The 16,499-nt window shown below is 75.0% G+C and carries 17 protein-coding genes and 1 tRNA gene; 9 read left to right on the top strand and 9 right to left on the bottom strand.

Annotation, left to right across the window (positions count from 1 at the left end; all coding sequences use genetic code 11):
• Positions 1-31 precede the first annotated feature (31 nt).
• The gene (locus tag ACI792_RS03060; protein ID WP_456601272.1) at positions 32-838 is read left to right on the top strand and encodes an SGNH/GDSL hydrolase family protein; all 807 of its coding nucleotides are present in this window, start codon (positions 32-34) and stop codon (positions 836-838) included.
• Positions 839-924: 86 nt separating this feature from the next.
• Here ACI792_RS03060 and ACI792_RS03055 read toward each other — a convergent pair whose 3' ends face one another.
• Positions 925-2,853 carry a putative bifunctional diguanylate cyclase/phosphodiesterase gene (locus ACI792_RS03055; protein WP_456601271.1) on the bottom strand — a complete coding sequence of 643 codons (1,929 nt, stop codon included), beginning with the start codon at positions 2,851-2,853 and terminating at the stop codon, positions 925-927.
• Between the two features lie 198 nt (positions 2,854-3,051).
• Between ACI792_RS03055 and ACI792_RS03050 the strand changes: the two genes are divergently transcribed.
• Positions 3,052-4,092 carry an LLM class flavin-dependent oxidoreductase gene (locus ACI792_RS03050; RefSeq protein WP_456601270.1) on the top strand — a complete coding sequence of 347 codons (1,041 nt, stop codon included), beginning with the start codon at positions 3,052-3,054 and terminating at the stop codon, positions 4,090-4,092.
• A 74-nt stretch (positions 4,093-4,166) separates the two neighbouring features.
• Here the strand turns inward: ACI792_RS03050 and nadC are convergent, their stop codons facing one another.
• Genes nadC through nadA form a run of 3 tightly spaced genes read right to left on the bottom strand, consistent with a single transcriptional unit; the run spans position 4,167 to position 7,758 of the window.
• A complete protein-coding gene (gene nadC / locus ACI792_RS03045) occupies positions 4,167-5,060 on the bottom strand; it encodes a carboxylating nicotinate-nucleotide diphosphorylase (protein ID WP_456601269.1) in 894 nt (297 codons plus the stop codon).
• Entirely contained in the window at positions 5,057-6,748 is a 1,692-nt protein-coding gene (locus tag ACI792_RS03040; protein WP_456601268.1) for an L-aspartate oxidase, read from the bottom strand. The genes nadC and ACI792_RS03040 overlap by 4 nt, the downstream gene beginning before the upstream one ends.
• Positions 6,745-7,758: a quinolinate synthase NadA gene (gene nadA, locus ACI792_RS03035; RefSeq protein WP_456601267.1), complete on the bottom strand. Its 1,014-nt coding sequence runs from the start codon at positions 7,756-7,758 to the stop codon at positions 6,745-6,747. The genes ACI792_RS03040 and nadA overlap by 4 nt, the downstream gene beginning before the upstream one ends.
• A 62-nt stretch (positions 7,759-7,820) precedes the next feature.
• On the opposite strand from nadA, the gene ACI792_RS03030 reads away from it, so the two are divergent.
• Positions 7,821-8,534, top strand: a complete 714-nt coding sequence (locus ACI792_RS03030) for an NUDIX hydrolase (protein ID WP_456601266.1) — start codon at positions 7,821-7,823, stop codon at positions 8,532-8,534.
• A 167-nt stretch (positions 8,535-8,701) separates the two neighbouring features.
• Positions 8,702-8,857, top strand: coding sequence for a DUF6131 family protein (locus ACI792_RS03025; RefSeq protein ID WP_456581466.1), 156 nt, complete (start codon positions 8,702-8,704; stop codon positions 8,855-8,857).
• 155 nt (positions 8,858-9,012) lie between these two features.
• On the opposite strand, the gene ACI792_RS03020 is transcribed toward ACI792_RS03025, so the two are convergent.
• The 3 genes from ACI792_RS03020 to ACI792_RS03010 form a co-directional block, all read right to left on the bottom strand.
• Entirely contained in the window at positions 9,013-9,534 is a 522-nt protein-coding gene (locus ACI792_RS03020) for a DinB family protein (RefSeq protein ID WP_456601265.1), read from the bottom strand.
• A gap of 163 nt (positions 9,535-9,697) precedes the next feature.
• Complete coding sequence (locus tag ACI792_RS03015; protein WP_456601264.1) at positions 9,698-9,913, bottom strand: hypothetical protein; 216 nt, start codon at positions 9,911-9,913, stop codon at positions 9,698-9,700.
• Between the two features lie 286 nt (positions 9,914-10,199).
• Positions 10,200-10,272 (bottom strand) — tRNA-Arg (locus ACI792_RS03010).
• Positions 10,273-10,460: 188 nt separating this feature from the next.
• Between ACI792_RS03010 and ACI792_RS03005 the strand changes: the two genes are divergently transcribed.
• The 3 genes from ACI792_RS03005 (at position 10,461) to ACI792_RS02995 (ending at position 13,615) form a co-directional block, all read left to right on the top strand.
• On the top strand, positions 10,461-10,985 hold the full coding sequence (locus tag ACI792_RS03005; protein ID WP_456601263.1) for a single-stranded DNA-binding protein: 525 nt from the start codon (positions 10,461-10,463) through the stop codon (positions 10,983-10,985).
• A 100-nt stretch (positions 10,986-11,085) separates the two neighbouring features.
• Positions 11,086-12,756: an energy-dependent translational throttle protein EttA gene (gene ettA, locus ACI792_RS03000; protein ID WP_456601262.1), complete on the top strand. Its 1,671-nt coding sequence runs from the start codon at positions 11,086-11,088 to the stop codon at positions 12,754-12,756.
• 235 nt (positions 12,757-12,991) lie between these two features.
• Positions 12,992-13,615 carry a maleylpyruvate isomerase family mycothiol-dependent enzyme gene (locus ACI792_RS02995; protein ID WP_456601261.1) on the top strand — a complete coding sequence of 208 codons (624 nt, stop codon included), beginning with the start codon at positions 12,992-12,994 and terminating at the stop codon, positions 13,613-13,615.
• Positions 13,616-13,646: 31 nt separating this feature from the next.
• Here the strand turns inward: ACI792_RS02995 and ACI792_RS02990 are convergent, their stop codons facing one another.
• The gene (locus ACI792_RS02990; protein ID WP_456601260.1) at positions 13,647-14,066 is read right to left on the bottom strand and encodes a protein-tyrosine phosphatase family protein; all 420 of its coding nucleotides are present in this window, start codon (positions 14,064-14,066) and stop codon (positions 13,647-13,649) included.
• Positions 14,067-14,137: 71 nt separating this feature from the next.
• Between ACI792_RS02990 and ACI792_RS02985 the strand changes: the two genes are divergently transcribed.
• The gene (locus ACI792_RS02985; protein WP_456601259.1) at positions 14,138-14,551 is read left to right on the top strand and encodes an acyl-CoA thioesterase; all 414 of its coding nucleotides are present in this window, start codon (positions 14,138-14,140) and stop codon (positions 14,549-14,551) included.
• 258 nt (positions 14,552-14,809) lie between these two features.
• Positions 14,810-15,943, top strand: coding sequence for a class I SAM-dependent methyltransferase (locus tag ACI792_RS02980; RefSeq protein WP_456601258.1), 1,134 nt, complete (start codon positions 14,810-14,812; stop codon positions 15,941-15,943).
• Positions 15,944-15,960: 17 nt separating this feature from the next.
• On the opposite strand, the gene ACI792_RS02975 is transcribed toward ACI792_RS02980, so the two are convergent.
• On the bottom strand, positions 15,961-16,497 hold the full coding sequence (locus ACI792_RS02975; RefSeq protein ID WP_456601257.1) for an MOSC domain-containing protein: 537 nt from the start codon (positions 16,495-16,497) through the stop codon (positions 15,961-15,963).
• Between the last annotated feature and the right edge of the window lie 2 nt (positions 16,498-16,499).

Here is a 16,499-nt window from a genome sequence, read left to right as displayed (position 1 = left end):
GGCCGCGCGGAGGTCCGTGCTGGAGTGGGCCGTGCAGTTCGACCGCTCCGCGCGTTCCCCCTGGCGCCGCTACATCGCTCTCGGCGACTCGTTCACGGAGGGGCTGAGCGACCCCGACCCCGAGCGCCCCGGCGAGTTCCGCGGCTGGGCCGACCGGCTGGCCGAGCACCTCGCGGCCGCCGCGCCCGGCGCCGACGTCGAGTACGCGAACCTGGCGATCCGCGGGCGGCTCCTGGCCCAGGTGCTCGCCGAGCAGGTGCCGGTGGCCCTGGAGGCGCAGCCGGACCTGGTCAGCCTGGTCGCCGGCGGGAACGACCTCATGCGCCCGGGCGCCGACCCCGACGAACTGGCCGCGCAGCTGGAGTCCGCGGTCGTCCGCTTCCGCGCCGCGGGGGCCGACGTGCTGCTGGCCACCACCGCCGACACCCGGAACACGCCGATCCTGCGCCGGCTGCGGGGGCGGATCGCCGTCTTCGACGCCAACCTGTGGTCGATCGCCGCGCGGCACGGCGCCGCCGTCCTGGACCAGTGGGGCGCGGCGTGGATCCAGGACTTCCGGCTGTGGGACTCCGACCGCATCCACCTCACGGGCGAGGGGCACCGGCGGATGGCGCTCGCCGCCGCCGCGGCGCTGGGGCTGCCCGGTGCCGACGGCGAGGACTGGCGCACCCCGCTCCCGCCGCAGCCGCCCCGCGAGCTGCGGGCGGCGCTGGCCGAGGAAGCCGCGTGGGTGCGCGGCTTCGTGGCGCCGTGGGTCGGCCGGCGGCTGCGCGGCCGCTCCTCCGGCGATGGCAGGGTCGCCAAGCGCCCCGTGCCCCTGGCTCTCCCTCGGGGGTGACGCGCTGGAACGGGTGACGTGCTGGAACGGCCCTCCTGCAGGGCCCCGCCGCGAGCGTGCGAGCAGTGGGGGGCAGGAGAGTCCTTCTACTGGTCGGGGTCGGCGAGGTCGTCGAAGAGCGAGCCGGCGCCGAACCGGCCGGTGTCGACCCGGTCGTGCCCCTCGGGCGTCGACGGCGGCCGCTGGCGGGGGAGCCCGAGGGGCGTGGGCGGCTCCGGCAGCAGCTCACCGGCGACGTCCTCGGCCGGGGCCTGGGTGACCTCGCCGATGAGCACCTCCGCCGGGCTGGGCAGGGGCGCGGGGCGGCCGAAGGCGTAGCCCTGGGCCATGGCGCAGCCGTGGTCGAGCAGCCAGGCGGCCTGGTCGAGGTCCTCGATGCCCTCGGCGATGACCTGCAGCCCCATGCCGCGCCCGAGCTGCAGCAGCCCGTGCACCAGCGCGGCGGTGGAGGGCTGGGTGACGACGTCGGCGACGAAGGACCGGTCGATCTTCACGGTGTGGATGGGGAGCCGGTGCAGCGCGGTGATCGCCGAGTACCCGGTGCCGAAGTCGTCGAGCGCGAGGGTCACGCCCTGGTCGGTGACGACGGCGACCGAGTGCAGCGTGGCCTCGGCGGCGAAGAGCGCCGTGGACTCGGTGATCTCCAGCTCCAGGCGCTGCGGCGGCAGCCCCGACTCCTCGAGCGCCGCGGCGACCAGTTCGCTGAAGCCGTCCTCGGCCAGGTGCCGGGCGGAGATGTTGACGTGCACCCGGAGGTCGTCGGCCCACGTGGCGGCGTCCAGGCACGCGCGGCGCAGCACCCAGGCGCCGAGCTTGGAGGTGAGCCGGTTGTTCTCGGCGACGTCCAGGAAGACGCCGGGCGGCAGCAGCCCGCGGGTCGGGTGCTGCCAGCGGATGAGCGCCTCGTAGCCCAGCAGCGTCTCGTCGGCCAGGTGCACGATCGGCTGGTAGAAGAGCCGCAGCTCGTCGTTGTCGAGCGCGTGGCGGAGCTCGGTCTCCAGCTGGAGCGCGTCCACGTCGCTGCGCGAGAGCGCCCCCTCGTGCACCTCGATGCGGGCGCGCTGGCCGTCGGCCTTGGCCTTGCTGAGCGCGCTCTGCGCCTGGCGGAGCAGGTCGTCGGGGGTCATGTCGGCGCCGAGGGTGAGCCCGACGCTCGCCGAGAGGGTGATCTCCCGGCCGTTCACCAGGAAGGGCTCGTCGAGCACGCCCAGCAGCCGGCCGGCCAGCGCGCGCAGCCCGTCCAGGTCCTCGACGTCCTCGGCGACCACCAGGAACTCGTCGGCGCCCAGGCGCACGGCGGTGTCCTCGACGCGGGTGCTCCACCGGAGCCGGTCCGCGAACTGGCTGAGCAGCAGGTCGCCGGCCTCGTGGCCGAGGGCGTCGTTGACCGCCTGGAAGCGGTCGATGTTGAGGTGCACCAGGCCGACCTGCAGGCCCCGGCGGCGGGAGAGGGCGACGGCGTGGCGCAGCCTGTCGGTGAGCGCGCGGCGGTTGGGCAGCCCGGTGAGCGGGTCCATGAACGCGCGGCGGACGGCGTCCTCCTCGGCGCGGCGGCGGTCGGTGACGTCGACCAGCGACAGGACGACGAACTGCGGCGTCCCGTTGTTCTGCCGCACCACCTCGTGGGACTGCACCACCCACAGCTCCGTGCCGTCGGAGCGGCGCAGCCGGCGCTCGCCGTCCAGCAGCAGGTTCGGGTCGAGCGCCGGCTCGTCCGGCGCCGGCTCCAGGCCGAGGTCGCCCACCGGTGGGTCGTCGGGGTGGGCCAGCAGGTCGACGTGCCGGCCGGCCAGGCTCTCGGCGGTGCGGCCGGTGAGGGCGCACATCCGCGGATTGGCCACCAGCACGTGACCGTCGAGGTCGACCAGGGCCTTGGCGATCGGTGCGCTGAGGAACAGGGCCTGGAACAGCTGGCCCCGGTCGGCGAGCAGCGTGTCGATCGCCCGCAAGCGCTGCCCGGCGCCACCGCCGGGCGTGCCCGGGGAGCGGGGCATCTCGGGTGCGGGGAGGCTCACCGGCACAGCGTCACGCATCGCAGGCGAGAAGTGACGGAAGCCGTTCACGGAGAGTCGTGATCGCCCCGTCACACTCCGTCGCACCGGGTCACACCCGTCCCACCGGTCGCGCGCGTTCCGCGGACCTGCCATGCGCGGTGGGAATCCGGGCCGCCCCCCTCGCGCTGCTGGGGCAGACATCGACGAAAGGACCCAGTCGTGGACAAGCGGATCGGCTTCCTGTCCTTCGGCCACTGGCAGCCCATCCCGGGCTCGCAGGTGCGCACCGGGCGGGACGCCCTCGTGCAGAGCGTGGAGCTCGCGGTGGCCGCCGAGGAGCTGGGGCTCGACGGGGCCTACGTGCGGGTGCACCACTTCGCCCGGCAGCTCTCCTCGCCGTTCCCGCTGCTGGCCGCGATGGCGGCCCGCACCCGGCGGATCGAGCTCGGCACCGGCGTGATCGACATGCGCTACGAGAACCCGCTCTACATGGCCGAGGAGGCGGCGGCGACCGACCTGCTCGCCGACGGGCGGCTGCAGCTGGGCGTGAGCCGTGGGTCGCCGGAGACGGCGCTGCGCGGCTCGGAGGCGTTCGGCTACGTGCCCGGCGAGGGCAGCAGCGACGCCGAGCTGGCGCGGCAGAAGACGGCGCTGTTCCTGGCGGCGGCCTCCGGGCAGCCGGTGGTCGACGCCGACCCGCGCATGACCGGCGGGGCGTCCGGTCGGCTGGCGGTGCAGCCGCAGTCGCCGGGGCTGGCCGAACGCATCTGGTGGGGCTCGGGCACCCGGGCCACGGCGGAGTGGACGGCGCGGCAGGGGCTGAACCTGATGAGCTCCACGCTGCTGGTGGAGGACACCGGCGTGCCGTTCGACGAGCTGCAGGCCGAGCAGATCGCGCGCTACCGCGCCGCCTGGGCCGAGGCGGGGTGGGAGCGGGAGCCGCGCGTGTCGGTGAGCCGGAGCGTGCTCCCGATCAACAGCGACCTCGACCGGCAGTACTTCGGCAGCGGCCGGGACGGCGAGGACCAGGTGGGCATCCTCGAGGGGGTGCGGGCGCGCTTCGGCAAGAGCTACACCGGTGAGCCCGACGTCCTCGCCGAGGAGCTGGCCAAGGACGCCGCCGTCCGGGAGGCCGACAGCCTGCTGCTCACCGTGCCCAACATGCTGGGTGTCGAGTACAACGCGCACCTGCTGCGGACGATCGTCGAGCACGTCGCCCCCGCGATCGGCTGGGTGCACCCGGACCAGCGCGCCGCCTGAGAAAGGACCCCGTCCTCCCCGCCCTTCGCAGGCTCGGGGCGGTCCCCTGGACGGGGCCGCTGGCGGCGGGCGGGTCAGCGGAGGTCGAAGCCCAGGTCGAGCACCGGCGCGCTGTGGGTGAGCGCGCCGACCGCCAGGTAGTCGACACCGGTCGCCGCGACCTCGGCGGCCCGCTCCAGCGAGAGGCCGCCGCTGGCCTCCAGCCGCACGCCGGTCCCGCGCACCAGCTCGACGGCGGCGCGGGTGTCGGCGAGGGGGAAGTTGTCGAGCAGCACCAGCTCGACGCCGGCCGCGACCGCCTCGCGCACCTGGTCGAGGGTGTCGCACTCGACCTCGAGCGGGATGCCCGGCGCCGCCCCCCGCACCGCCTCCACGGCCGCGGTGATGCCACCGGCCGCGGCGACGTGGTTGTCCTTGACCAGCGCGGCGTCGCCGAGCGCCATGCGGTGGTTGACCCCGCCGCCGCAGCGCACGGCGTACTTCTCCAGCGCCCGCAGGCCCGGGATCGTCTTGCGGGTGTCGCGGATCGCCGCGTCCGTGCCCGCGACGGCGTCCACCCAGCGCCGGGTCAGGGTGGCGACGCCGGAGAGATGCCCGACGAGGTTCAGCGCCGTCCGCTCCGCCGTGAGCAGTGACCGGGTGGGCCCGGCGGCGGTGAGCACGGGCGCGTTCGTGCGGGCGGCCATGCCGTCGGCCGCGTGCAGCGTCACCTCGACGTCGTCACCGCCCACGATGGCGAACACCGCGGCGGCCACCGGGACGCCGGCCAGCACGCCCGGCGAGCGGGGCACCACGTCGCCGGTGGCGCGGGCGCCGGCGGGGACGGTGGCGGTGGTGGTGACGTCGGGGCCGAGCGCGAGGTCCTCGTCGAGGGCGCGGCGGATCACCCGCTCGACGGCCTCGGGCTCCAGGCCGCCGTCGCGGAGGACGTCGGCGAGCTCCGGTCGGAGCGGGTGCCACCCGGTCATGCCACTCCCTGGGTCTGGTCGGCCGCGGTCAGCGGCACGGTGCGGGTGTGCAGGTGGCCGGCGCCGTCGATGCGGTGGGCCAGCCGCACCTGCCACTCGGGCCGGGTGCCGGGGGCGTCGGCCCGCCGGTGGCAGCCGCGGCTCTCCGGGCGGGCGAGCGCAGCCGTGGCCAGCAGCGTCGCGACGGTGTGCGCCGCCGTCGCCTCGACCGCGGCCAGGTCCAGCTCGTCGGTGCGGGGGGTCGCGGCGAGCACTCCGGCCAGCTCGGTGAGGCCGGCGGCGGTGCGCAGCACGCCGGCGTGCCGGCTGGTGGCGACGCCGATCGCCGCGCGCGCGGTGGGGTCGACGGCGCCAGCGGCGAGGGTCCGGGCGGCGACGGGCTCGGCCGGATCGCCGCCGGGCAGCGTCGCGTCCAGCAGCGCGGCGCAGCGGCGGGCGGCGACCAGCCCCTCGGTGATCGAGTTGGACGCCAGCCGGTTGGCCCCGTGCACGCCGGTGCAGGCGACCTCGCCGACGGCGGACAACCCGGGGACGCCGGTGCGCCCGTCCAGGTCGGCGAGCACCCCGCCGCAGGTGTAGTGCGCGCCGGGTGCCACCGGCACGGGCTGGGTGACCGGGTCGACGCCGGCCTCCCGGCAGGCGCGGAGGATGCCGGGGAAGCGGCGCTCGAGGAACTCCGCGCCCAGGTGGGTCGCGTCCAGGAGGACGTGGTCCTCGCCGCTCGCGGCCAGGTGCGCGGCGATGGTGGCGGAGACGACGTCGCGCGGGGCGAGGTCGGCCAGCGGGTGCGCGCCGGCCATGACCCGCCGTCCGGCGCGGTCGACCAGGACCGCGCCCTCACCGCGCACGGCCTCGGAGACGAGCACCTGCTGCCCCGAGGCGCCCGGCCCCTGCCAGAGCACGGTCGGGTGGAACTGCACCATCTCGACGTCGGCGACCTCGGCGCCGGCACGCAGTGCGAGCGCCAGCCCGTCGCCGGTCGTGCCGGCGGGGCTGGTGGCGGCGGCGTACGCCTGGCCGTAGCCGCCGGTCGCCAGGACGACGGCGTGCGCGCGCAGGTCCCCGGCGTCGGTCAGGGCGCCGCCGGCGCAGACCCGCGCGACCCGCAGGCCCACGACCGTCCCGTCGGCGGCGCGCAGCGCGTCCAGGGCGAGGGTGTGCTCGAGGACCTCGACGCCGGCCGCGCCCAGCGCATCCACCAGCGTGCGGGTGACCTCGGCGCCGCTGGCGTCACCGCCGGCGTGCACGATCCGGTCGCGGCTGTGCCCTCCCTCGCGGGTCAGCGCCGGGCGGCCGTCGCGGCTCAGGTCGAGCCGCGCGCCGAGGTCCATCAGCAGCGCGATCGCGGCCGGCGCCTCCGCGACGAGCGTGGCCACGGCGGCCGGGTCGCAGAGCCCGGCGCCCGCGGTCAGGGTGTCCGCCAGGTGCAGCGCGGCGTCGTCGTCGGCACCGAGGACGGCGGCCAGGCCGCCCTGGGCCCACCGGGTGCTCCCGTCGCCGAGCGCGCCCTTCGTGACGACGGTGACCCGCCGCCCGGCGTCGGCCAGCGCGAGCGCGGTCATCAGCCCGGCTGCGCCGCTGCCCACGACGACGGCGTCGGTGACGGCGGTCCAGCCGGCCTCCGGCAGCGGGAGCGCGGGGACGACGGCGGGGGCGACCGGCGCGGTGCGGCGGGGCCCCACGGTCACTCGCCGACCAGCGAGGGGGTGCCGAGGGCGATCATCGCCTCGACCGCCGACCGGGCGCGGGCGGCGACCTCGGGGTCGACGGTGACCTCGTCGCGGCCCTCGCGCAGGGCGCGCAGCAGCTTCTCCGGCGTCGACATCTTCATGTAAGGGCACTCCGCGCGCGGGTTCACCGCCTCGAAGGCGGCAGCGGGGTTGGCCTGGCGGAGCTGGTGCAGCATGCCGATCTCGGTGGCGACGAGCACCCGCTTCGCCGTCGTCCGCCGGGCCTGGTCGAGCATCGCGCCGGTGGAGAGGACGTGCACCCGGTCCGAGGGCAGGTCGCCCTGGCCGACCATCCACAGCGCGCTGGTGGCGCAGCCGCACTCGGGGTGCACGAGCACCTCGGCGTCGGGGGCGTCCTCGATGCTCTGCCGCAGATCGGTGGGGGAGATGCCGGCGTGCACGTGGCACTCACCCATCCAGATGCGCATGTTCCGCCGCCCGGTGACCCGCTGGACGTGGGCGCCGAGGAACTGGTCGGGGAGGAACAGCACCTCCCGGTCGGCGGGGATCGACTCGACCACCTCGACCGCGTTGGAGGAGGTGCAGCAGATGTCGGTCTCGGCCTTCACCTCGGCGGTGGTGTTGACGTAGGAGACGACGGCGGCGCCGGGGTGCTCCGCCTTCCACGCGCGCAGCTGATCGGCGGTGATCGTGTCGGCCAGCGAGCAGCCGGCGGCGGCGTCGGGCACGAGGACTGTCTTCTCCGGGCTGAGGATCTTCGCCGTCTCGGCCATGAAGTGGACGCCGGCGAAGACGATCGTGCCGGCGGTGCTGGCCGCGGCGATGCGGGAGAGCGCGAGCGAGTCGCCCACGTGGTCGGCGACGTCCTGGATCTGCGCGGCCTGGTAGTTGTGCGCCAGGACGACGGCGTCCCGCTCGGCGGCCAGCCGGCGCACCTCGTCGCGCCAGTCCTGCCACTGCTCCGGCGTCCACTGCGCGCTGGTGGGGGCGGAGAGCGTTGCGGTCACCGGGACCTCCGGAGGAGTGGGTTTCGTACTGTGAGGCGAAAACCTGTGCCCGGAAACCTAGCATGGATTCCGTGACGTCCGTGTGGTCCTCGCCCGAGCGGCCGGCCTTCCCGCACCAGGCCCTCGCGGTGGTGCTGCAGGTCCGGTCCGCCCGGCTGCACGTGATGCTCTGGCGGCGCGCCAAGGAGCCCTTCGCCGGGGCGTGGGCGCTCCCGGGCGGGCCGCTCCTGGCCGACGAGACCCTCGGCGCCTCCGTGGGCCGGCAGCTGGCCTCGAAGGTCGAGGTCGCCCAGCTCGCGCACCTGGAGCAGCTCGAGACCCGCAGCGATCCGCACCGCGATCCGCGCAGCCGGACCGTGGCGACCGCCTACCTGGGCCTGGTCCCGGGTGACCTGGACCCGGTGCTGCCCGAGGACACCGCCTGGCACCCGGTCGACGCGCTGCCGGAGACCGCGTTCGACCACGGCTCGATCGTCGGGTCGGGGCTGGAGCGGCTGCGCGCGAAGCTCTCGTACACGAACGTCGCCTTCGCGCTGGCCCCGCCGACGTTCTCGATCGCCGAGCTGCGCGAGGTCTACGTCGCCGCGCTCGGCTACGAGGTGACCGCCACCAACCTGCAGCGTGTCCTGCTGCGGCGCGGCGTGCTGGAGGCGACCGGTGAGCTGGCGGCGCCCGGCCGCGCGGGCGGCCGGCCGGCAGCGCTCTACCGCTTCGTCACCACGACCCTCGAGGTGACCGACCCCTTCGCCGTCCTGAAGCCCCCGGTCGCGCGCTGACGGCACCGCGGCCGAGCGCTTGCCTGTGCCACAGCGCGTCCGACGGCGGCAGAGCCGTGATCACGAACGGGTGAACCTCGGGCGGGCCGGTTTGGTGGGGACGCCGAGGTGGCTATTCGCCGCCTCGACTGCAGACCGCAGACTGCAGGAACCGAACGGAGACGCGCGTGCTCATCCTTGGCCTGATCCTGCTCTTGCTCGGCTTCGTCCTGGACATCTCGATCCTCTGGACCATCGGGATCATCCTCCTCGTCGTGGGAGCCGTCCTCTACGTCCTCGGCGCCACCGGACGTGCGGTCGGAGGGCGGAAACACTACTTCTGACCTCCGCGGTGCAGGGCTCCCCATGGAGACCCGTACCGGCGACACGGCGGGACGGCGAACCCCCGGCTGCACCGAGCGGCCGGGGGTTCGCCGTCGTCCGGGCGCCCGGCGCTCCGCCGCCGACCGCGCGGCCGCCCTCGGTCATCGCGGCCGGGTCACTCGCCGGTGGCCCCGTCCAGGGCCTCCCGGATCAGGTCCGCGTGGCCGTTGTGCCGGGCGTACTCCTCGACCAGGTGCAGGAGGATCCAGCGCAGCGAGAAGGTGTCGTCGCGGCCCCACGGCCGGTCCTCGGTGTCCAGGGGCAGCCGGCGGGCGACCTCGCCGACAGCGTCGGCCGCTGCCCGCCAGGTCGTCCATGCCGCGGCCACGTCGTCGGCGGTGACGGTGGCCGGGTCGACGCCGAACTGCTCCTCGTGGTCCCGGACCACCCCGGGCCAGAGGTCGAGGGGCAGCCCGCCGAAGCCGACGAGCCAGCCGGTCTCCACCGCCGCGAGGTGGCGCACCATGCCCAGCAGCGTGAGCCCCGACGTGGGTACGGCGCGCGTGGCCAGTTGCTGCGGGGTGAGGTCGGCGCACTTCCACTGCAGCGTCTGCCGGTGGAACTCCAGGAAGCTCGTCAGCAGCGTCGCCTCGTCACCGGTCAGCGGTGGCTCGGTGCGGTGGTCGGCAGGTGTCATCGGGACCTCTCCTAGGGGGTCGAGGCGCGGGTGGGCCCGTCGCCGCGCATCCTGCGGCACGGGGGCGACGACCCGGGTGCTGGTCGCCTCGGCGGTCAGCCACCCACGGGCCCTGAGCGCGCACCGCTCGCCCGGCGGCGGAACCACGCCGAGCTCAGGACGGTCACCGTTCGACCACGTCGGTCCTCGCGGTGCGCCGCTGCTTCCGCACCAGGAAGGTGGCCAGGCCCAGGTTCGCGACGGCCAGCAGGACGAAGAGCACCGTCGCGAACGTGCCGCCGGACGTGCCCCACCCGCCGACGGCGAGCACCGCCCACATCGTGCCGAGGACGAAGTACAACGTCGGGCTCGGGCTCGGGCGTCTGGCGGATCTGTCCACGTGCTTTTCGTAGGTCACGCACCGCGCGAGGGCAAGGGGTCGCCAGCGATCGGCGGACCGGCTCGCCTCGCCCCGGCAGAGCCGAGTGACGCCGAGGGGCAGGGCGTCACGCGGGCACCGGCCCCATCCCGAACGGGTGGACGTGGCTCCGGGGATGACCTGTGCAGCCGCAGACGGCGGCGGCGACCAGGCATCGCCCTGCCCGGGGCGGGGCACAGGGATCAACCCGATCCGGACCGCCGGTGGAACGAGCCCCTGGGCCGCCCGCGACAGGGAGGCTCGACGGCGCGCCCGGCAGGACTCGAACCTGCGGCCAAGTGCTTAGAAGGCACCTGCTCTATCCGCTGAGCTACGGGCGCTCGGACGCCGATCATCGCACCGCCCGCCGAGGTGGTGACGGCGGTGGGCGCCGGCGTCGTCCACAGGGGGGAGCCGAGTCCACAGTTCCCGGGACGACCTCCCCGTCGCCGGGCACTGCGGCCAGGGTCGACGGCACACCGGCAGCGCGCCGGTCGCGCCGTCCGGCGCAGCACCCCCGAGGAGCACCGTGAACGACACCATCGTCACCGTCGTCGGCAACGTCGCCGACGACCCGCGCCGCAAGGTCACGCAGAACGGCGCGGTGACCAACTTCCGCATGGCCTCCACCGCGCGCCGGTTCGACGCCGGCCTCGGGCAGTACGTCGACTCCGGCACCTTCTGGATCGACGTCGAGTGCTGGAACGGCCTCAGCGGCAACGTCGCCGGGTCGATCAGCAAGGGCGACCCGGTGATCGTCCAGGGCGCCCTGACCACGCACAGCTGGGAGTCGGACAACGGACCGCGGAGCAAGCCGCAGATCCGGGCGTACGCCGTCGGCCCGAACCTCGCCAAGGGCATGGCGGTGTTCAAGCGCGACCGGTCCGGTCGGGCGCCCGATGCGGCCGCGGGGAACACCCCCGGCTCCCCCGCCGAGCCCGGCCACGACACCGAGCCCGACGCCCCCGTGGCCGGGTGGGACTACGTGGGGGAGGGTGCGGCGTTGTCCTCCGTGGACGGCCCCGATCCCTCGCAGGAGCCCGCGCACGCCTAGTTGCCCGGGCTGGGAGGATCGGAGGCGAGAACGTACGGGGTGGGGTCGCGACCCGCGGCCCCGCCCCCGCTCGCGAGACGACGGAAGGCTCGAAAAGCCAGTGGCTCAGTACATCTACACGATGGTCCGCGCGCGCAAGGCGCACGGCGACAAGGTGATCCTCGACAACGTCACCCTGTCGTTCCTGCCCGGCGCGAAGATCGGCGTCGTCGGCCCCAACGGCGCCGGCAAGTCGACCGTGCTGCAGATCATGGCCGGTCTGCAGCAGCCCTCCAACGGTGACGCGACGCTCGCGCCCGGCGCGACGGTCGGCATCCTGCTGCAGGAGCCGCCGCTGAACGAGGAGCTCGACGTCCGCGGCAACGTGGAGGAGGCGGTGAAGCCGCTCCGCGACGCACTGCGCCGCTTCGAGGAGGTCAGCGCGGCGATGGGCGAGCCCGACGCCGACTTCGACGCGCTGATGGCCGAGCAGGGCGAGCTCATGGAGGTCATCGAGAACGCCGACGGCTGGGAGCTCGACGCCCGCATCGAGCAGGCGATGGATGCGCTGCGCTGCCCGCCCGGCGACGCCGACGTGACCGTTCTCTCCGGTGGTGAGCGCCGCCGCGTCGCGCTGTGCCGCCTGCTGCTCGAGGCGCCCGACCTGCTGCTGCTCGACGAGCCGACCAACCACCTCGACGCCGAGAGCGTCGCGTGGCTGGAGCAGCACCTGGAGAAGTACGCCGGCACCGTCGTCGCCGTCACCCACGACCGGTACTTCCTCGACAACGTGGCCCAGTGGATCCTCGAGCTCGACCGCGGCCGCGCCTACCCCTACGAGGGCAACTACTCGACCTACCTCGAGACGAAGGCCGCCCGCCTCCAGGTCGAGGGCGCCAAGGACGCCAAGCGCCAGAAGCGCCTCAAGGAGGAGCTGGAGTGGGTCCGCTCCGGCGCCAAGGCCCGCCAGGCCAAGAGCAAGGCCCGCCTGGCCCGCTACGAGGAGATGGCCGCGGAGGCCGAGAAGTTCCGCAAGCTGGACTTCGAGGAGATCCAGATCCCGCCGGGCCCGCGCCTGGGCAGCGTCGTCGTCGAGACCAAGAACCTGACCAAGGGCTTCGGCGACCGGGTGCTCATCGACGACCTCTCCTTCACGCTGCCCCGCAACGGCATCGTCGGCGTCGTCGGCCCGAACGGGGTCGGCAAGACCACGCTGTTCAAGATGCTGGTCGGCGAGGAAAAGCCGGACGACGGCGAGATCAAGGTCGGCGAGACCGTCCAGCTCTCCTACGTCGAGCAGAGCCGCGGTGGGATCGACCCGAAGAAGACGCTGTGGGAGGTCGTCTCCGACGGTCTCGACCACATCAAGGTCGGCAACGTCGAGATGCCCTCGCGCGCCTACGTCGCCGCGTTCGGCTTCAAGGGCCCGGACCAGCAGAAGCCGGCGGGCGTGCTCTCCGGTGGTGAGCGCAACCGGCTGAACCTCGCGCTGACCCTGAAGCAGGGCGGCAACCTGCTGCTGCTCGACGAGCCCACCAACGACCTCGACACCGAGACGCTCACCAGCCTCGAGGGCGCGCTGCTGGAGTTCCCCGGCTGCGCCGTCGTCGTCAGCCACGACCGGTGGTTCCTCGACCGCGTGGCGACGCACATCCTCGCCTACGAGGGCGACTCGAAGTGGTTCTGGTTCGAGGGCAACTTCGCCGACTACGAGAAGAACAAGGTGGAGCGGCTCGGCCCCGACGCGGCTCGACCGCACCGCGCCACCTACCGCAAGCTCAGCCGCGACTGAAGAAGGACTCCTTCGCCCCCCACCGCTCGCAGGCTCGCGGCGGGGCCCTGCGAAGGAGCCGTTCCCTCGCCTCCCCTACGGCCGGTCCGGAGCACCTGCTCCGGGCCGGCCGTCGGCGTCTCCGGCCGGGATCGGGTCGACCGGTCCGGCGACCCCTGGTCCGGCGGGCCCGGCTTCCCTAGGGTCGCGCCACCTCGTCGTGCAGCGGCACGACCGCGACCGCACCGGAGCGCGCATGAGCCTGATGAGCATGGCCCGCGCCGAACGCGAGGACCTGCGCGCCCTCCTGACCGGCCTCACCGCCGAGCAGTGGGCCGCCCCCTCGCTGTGCGAGGGCTGGTCGGTGCGGGACGTGGTGGCGCACGTGCTCAGCTACGACGAGCTCGGTCCGCGCGAACTGGCCCGGCGGTTCACCCGCGGCCGGTTCACGGTGGACCGCACGAACGCCGTGGGGCTGAGCGAGTACGGGACGCGGACCCCCGCCGAGCTCCTCGCGCTCCTCGACGACCACCTCACGCCCGCCGGGCTGACCGCCGGGCTGGGCGGAGCGATCGCGCTGACCGACGGGATGATCCACCAGCAGGACATCCGGCGCCCCCTCGGCCTGCCCCGGCAGATCCCGGCCGAACGACTCGTGCCGGCGCTGCGCACCGCGCTGTTCTCCCCGACCCTGCTGGGCGCGGTCCGCGTGCGCGGGGTGCGGCTGGTGGCCACCGATCTGGACTGGGCCTTCGGGCGCGGTCCGGAGGTCGGCGGCACGGGAGAGGCGCTGCTCATGGCGGTGGCCGGCCGCCGGGGCGTCGTCGAGGAGCTCTCCGGACCCGGCCGGGAGCGGCTGGCCCGGCGCCTCCCCGGATGACGCCCGGCCCTGGTGCCCGGCCGCCGGCGGGTCAGCCGAAACGTTCGACGAAGCGGCGCTGCCACGGCGTCTCCACCGCGCGGCGCCGGTACCCGCGGCGGACGTACTCCACGGCCTCCCCAGGTGGGACGCCGTCCAGGACGGCGAGGCAGGCCAGGGCCGTCCCGGTGCGCCCGGTGCCGCCCCGGCAGGCGACCTCGACCCGCCCCTCGGCGGCGCGGTCCAGCGCCGCCTCCAACGAGGTCCGCAGCTCGGCCGGGTCGGCCGGCAGCCCGAAGTCCCGCCAGCGCACCCAGCGGCTCTCCCACGGGACGACCGGTGGGCGGCCGACCAGGTAGACGCCGAAGGTCGGCTCCGGGCCGCGCGGGACCCGGCGCAGCCCCCGTCCCCGCACCCGCCGCCCCGACGGGAGCACCAGCACCCCCGGCTCGTCCGCGGCCCAGGACCCCACGCGGCCACGCTAGCCCGGGCGGACCACCGCCCCGGCGCCGCGCAGAGACGGGCGTAGGGCAGGGTGGCGGTGTGAGGCACACCGTGCACGTCCCCATGCGCTGGTCGGACATGGATGCCTACCAGCACATCAACAACGTCGCCTTCCTCGGCTACTTCGAGATGGCCCGCGTCAACCTCTTCTTCGAGCAGCCGACCCACGACGAGCGGACCGGCCTGCGGCGCGGGCTCGTCGTCGCCTCCCACGAGATCGCCTACAAGCGGTCGGTCGTCTACGACCGGGATCCGCTGGAGGTGCAGGTGTGGGTCGCCGGCGTGCGCGCGGCCGCCTTCACCTGCCACTACGAGCTCTTCGACCACGGGCAGCTCGCCGTCACCGGCAGCACCCTGCTCGTGCCGTTCGACTTCGGGCTGAACCGGCCGCGCCGCCTGACCGCGGAGGAGAAGGAGTTCCTGGCCCGCTGGAGCGACGAGCCGGCCGGCTGACCTGCGAAGGGGGCCGGCGGGCGGTAGCGCTCTGCCCCGCCGGGGTGGGCAGAGGGCGAGCGTGCGGGGACCGGGTGGTGGACCGGCCGACCCGCAGGACGACCGGGCCGAAAAAAGTGGTTCCCCGATCGCCGCGGCGGGGGCAGGGTGTTCCCCGCGGGGGCGGTCGGCCCGGCGCGCGGGCCCGGCCGGCACGGGCTCCCTCGTCCCCGGCCGGGGATGCGGGGGAGGCCGCCACCCAGCGGAAGGACCCCCGCCATGACCTCCACCGAATCGGCCACCCAGCCGCCCGCGCCGAGGATCCCCCCGGAACCCGGCGGGGGCACCGCGGACCTCGTCGAGCGGCTGTTCGCGGCGGTGCTGGCCACCCTCGACGTCCAGACCGCGTACCTCGGCGACCGGCTCGGCTACTACCGGGCGCTGGCCGACGGCGGGCCGCAGACCTCGGCCGAGCTGGCCGCCCGGTGCGGGACGGCCGAGCGGTACACCCGCGAGTGGCTCGAGCAGCAGGCCGTGACCGGCTTCCTCACCGCGACCGATCCCGCATCCGATCCTGGCGACCCACGGGCGCGCCGCTTCGCCCTGCCCGCCGCCGCGGTGGAGCCGTTCACCGACGAGCTCAGCCCGAACCACGTCCTCCCGCTGGCCCGGCTCCTGGTGGGCCTCGGCAAGCACGTGGACGCGCTGGCCGAGGCGCACCGCACCGGGGGCGGGGTGAGCTGGGCGGAACTGGGCGACGACGTCCGCGAGGCCCAGGCGGCGGCGAACCGGCCCCTGTTCCTGGGGGCGCTCGGGCGCGAGCACCTGCCCTCGGTGCCCGAGGTGGACCGCGCGCTGCGCGCCGGAGGCCGGGTCGCCGACGTCGGGTGCGGCGAGGGCTGGTCGGCCATCGGCATCGCCCTGGCGTACCCGACGGCGACCGTGGACGGCTACGACGTGGACGCCCCATCCATCGAGGCCGCGCGCCGGCACGCCGCCGAGTCCGGGGTGGGCGACCGGGTCCACTTCGAGGTGGCGGACGCCGCCACGGTCGGCCGGGACGGCACCTACGACCTCGTCACCGCCTTCGAGTGCATCCACGACCTGCCGCGGCCGGTCGACGTCCTCGCCGCCATGCGCCGGCTCGCCGGCGAGGACGGCTACGTGCTGGTCATGGACGAACGGGTGGCGGAGACCTTCGGCGCCCCGGGGGACGACGTCGAACGGCTCATGTACGGCTACAGCGTGCTGTGCTGCCTCGCCGACGGGCTCTCCTCCCAGCCCTCGGTCGGCACCGGCACCGTGATGCGCCCCGACGTGCTGCGCGGGTACGCCCGCCAGGCGGGCTTCGCCGACCTGGAGGTGCTCCCGATCGCCGACGACTTCTTCCGCTTCTACCGCCTCGTCGGCTGAGCGGACGACCGGGGAGGTCAGCCGTCGACGTGGCGGGGCACCGGCCGGCCGGCGCCGGTGGGTGCCCCCCGCCGGGCGGCCTCGTCCTCGGGCACGAGGCGCACGACGGCACCCTCGGTGATCACCGCCCGGCCGAAGACGGCCGCGTTGATGCCGCCGCGGTGCACCATCGCCTTGACCAGCTTGAGCCCGGTGAGCCGCTCCAGGTGCGTGCACGGCGGGCAGCGCTTCATCCCGAACAGCAGCGCGTCGCCCACGGCGAACCAGCGCCCCACCAGCGCGGGGAGGTCGATCCCGGTGGTGACGAGGTTGCGCCGGGTGTCCGCAGTGGTGAACGTGCCGCCCACCTGCTCCGCCACCGCCGCGACGTCGTCCCGGTCGATCAGCGTCAGCTGCTTCTCCAGCTCCGGGTACTGCGCCCAGGTCCCACCGCCCAGGGCGTAGCGGTCCCCCTCCAGCCCGGTCCCGGGCAGCAGCCGTGCCGAGGGGAGCCGGCGCAGCGGGGCCGCGGCCTCGGGCGTCGACCAGATCTCCAGCAGGGAACCAGCGTCCATCG

This window comes from Blastococcus sp. SYSU DS0669 (assembly GCF_054050895.1).
The sequence above is the reverse complement of the archived record's forward strand: the minus strand, read 5'-3'. Positions and strand labels throughout refer to the sequence as shown.